The sequence below is a fragment of the Flavobacterium sp. FPG59 genome (genome assembly GCF_002150205.1).
Lineage (GTDB): Bacteria > Bacteroidota > Bacteroidia > Flavobacteriales > Flavobacteriaceae > Flavobacterium.
The window spans coordinates 1-2,429 of sequence record NZ_MTCA01000316.1 but is presented as its reverse complement, the minus strand read 5'-3'; the positions used below and the strand labels follow the sequence as shown (position 1 = coordinate 2,429).

Here is a 2,429-nt window from a genome sequence, read left to right as displayed (position 1 = left end):
TAGTAAGAGAAAATCGAGAAGCAGAAAAAATAAAATCAGAAGGAACTAGTCAAGCATATTCCTTAATAGATGAAGCTAAAGAAATTGGAATTTTAGAACAATCTGTTAATCCTCAAAATCAAAGAGAAGCATACACTTTCCTTGAATATGTTTCAAATTGGGAGTTTCAACCACTTACAGTAAAGGCTGAAAATTCTGCATTAAAGGAACTAATAGATAAAAGAAGTGAATTTAAAATAGAGTTAGGTAAAATATCTGACAATAAAAAAGCAGCAACCGACTATCTAAAGAGCTCTTTTGGATATTCGTCAGAAGCAAAACAACAAGAAATTAGGCTTGAATCAATAAATTTGTATAATAGTTCAAATCACGATAAGTCATTGTGTCCGTTATGTGAAAATCCACCCTCTAATTCAATACCTACTATAGAAAATATAAATATTTCTTTATCTAATATTAAAGAAGATTTAAAATTCACAAAAGCTGAAAGTCCTAGAATTCAGTCATACATAGATTCAGTAGAAACACAATATCATTCTGTGGAAACAGAATTAAAAAGAATTGAAAAAAGCATATCTGCTTTATATGTTGAGAATGAACAAGCTAGAACTATAAGAGATTTAAATTTGCGAAGAGGAAAGATAATTGGTCGAGTAAGTTTATTTTTAGAAAGTGTTTCAGTTGAGCAAGAAACAGAAAATATTAATTCTAAAATAGAAAATCTAAAATCACGTATTATTGAATTAGAAAAAACTGTTGACAGCGAAAATGAAAGAGAAATTTTGTTATCGATATTAAACAAAATTAATTTACAAATGAGTAAATGGGTTGAAGATTTAGATGTTGAATATGAAAATAACCCAATCAGGTTTGATATAAATAAATTAACTATGTTTATTGACTCTGACACTAAACCAATTGCATTACCTCAAATAGGTAGTGGCGCCAATTGGGTTGCTTATCACTTACTCATCGTATTTGCACTTCATAAACATTTCATTCAAAACAATAGACCTGTACCAAGTTTTATAATTATAGACCAACCTACACAAGTATATTATCCACCAGAAAAAAATGACAATGTTGTTGAAGTAAGTGCAGATGAAATAGCAGTTAATAAAATGTTCGATTTTATGTTTAATGTTGTTGAATCATTGACACCAAAATTACAAGTTATAATCACAGACCACGCTTATCTAAAAAATGAAAGATTTGAGCAATCGGTAACTGAAGTATGGCGAGATGGTTTGAAATTAATTCCAATTGACTGGTTAACAAATAAATAAAACCCCCATCTACTCAATCTGCTCTAAAAAAACATTCTTATAAACTTTGGGCTGCTGTGCGAATGTCTACGGCTTTATGCTAAAAATTGGGATGCGAGGTCAAAGACTTTCCCGTAGCAGCTAGTTAGCAGTAACTTTTGCGCAAAAATCGAAAAGAATTGAATTTAATACCAATTATTGGTATCTTTGATAAAATAAAAATTATGGCACGAAATACATCAATAGTATTAGGAGACTATTTTGAAAACTTTATCAATGAACAAATTTCTACAGGAAAATATAGTTCAGTAAGTGAAGTTGTTAGAACTGCTTTAAGAGTTTTTGAGCAAGAAGAAATTAAAACAAAATCTCTAATCAATGAACTAAAAATTGGTGAAAAGAGTAGTAAAATCAGAAATTTTGACCGCAATAAAAATCTTGAAATACTAAAAGCTAATTTTCAAAAATAATGCCGGAGTATATAATTAGTGAAAAGGCATTAGAAGACATTAATAACATTTGGATTTATACGGCAGAAAATTGGTCTGTTGAACAAGCAGATCGATATTATAACTTAATCATTGACGAAATTGAATATATCGTCGATAATTTAGATATAGCTCATGACTTTGGGAAAATTAGAAAATCATATAGATACTCAAAAGTAAAATCACATTTAATTTTCTTTAAAAGAGACAAAGCAAATGAAATTGAAGTCGTTAGAATTTCACACGAAAGAATGAATATTGAAAACCGATTAGCGGAATAAATAAAAAAGCCATCTGCTAATCGAGTAGACGGCTCCCCCCAGCTGCTCGAAGTATTTAAAAAAAATGTTCTTAAAACTGTAGGCTGCTTTGCGAATGCTTGCAGCTATATGCTATAACTTGCGATGTGAAGTCATAGGCATTCGCACAGCAGCTAGTTGTGCGTCCGTTTCGAGGAATGTAGAAATCCGAAAGAAAAACAACCAAAATTTAGAAGAATTTAAAAAAATATGAGTGAAAAATTTACTTTAACTGGTGGAGCAAGAATTGGAATGGCAAATGCAAGTTATCCTTTTGCTGATCTATATGTTGACAAAGAAATATTAAAAATAAACGCTTCAATTGTTGCTAATTTAATGTTTCAACCAAAAGACATAATTTCAATTGAACCTTATAC

At 30.0% G+C, this 2,429-nt stretch carries 3 protein-coding genes; all 3 read left to right on the top strand.

Going from position 1 to position 2,429, the window contains the following annotated elements; genetic code table 11:
- Nucleotides 1-1,286: DUF3732 domain-containing protein (locus FPG59_RS15490; protein WP_086455449.1), on the top strand; the 1,286-nt coding region annotated here is incomplete at its 5' end.
- A 203-nt stretch (nucleotides 1,287-1,489) separates the two neighbouring features.
- Complete coding sequence (locus FPG59_RS15485; protein WP_086455450.1) at nucleotides 1,490-1,735, top strand: type II toxin-antitoxin system ParD family antitoxin; 246 nt, start codon at nucleotides 1,490-1,492, stop codon at nucleotides 1,733-1,735.
- Nucleotides 1,735-2,034, top strand: a complete 300-nt coding sequence (locus FPG59_RS15480; protein ID WP_086455448.1) for a type II toxin-antitoxin system RelE/ParE family toxin — start codon at nucleotides 1,735-1,737, stop codon at nucleotides 2,032-2,034. The genes FPG59_RS15485 and FPG59_RS15480 overlap by 1 nt, the downstream gene beginning before the upstream one ends.
- Nucleotides 2,035-2,429: the final 395 nt, after the last annotated feature.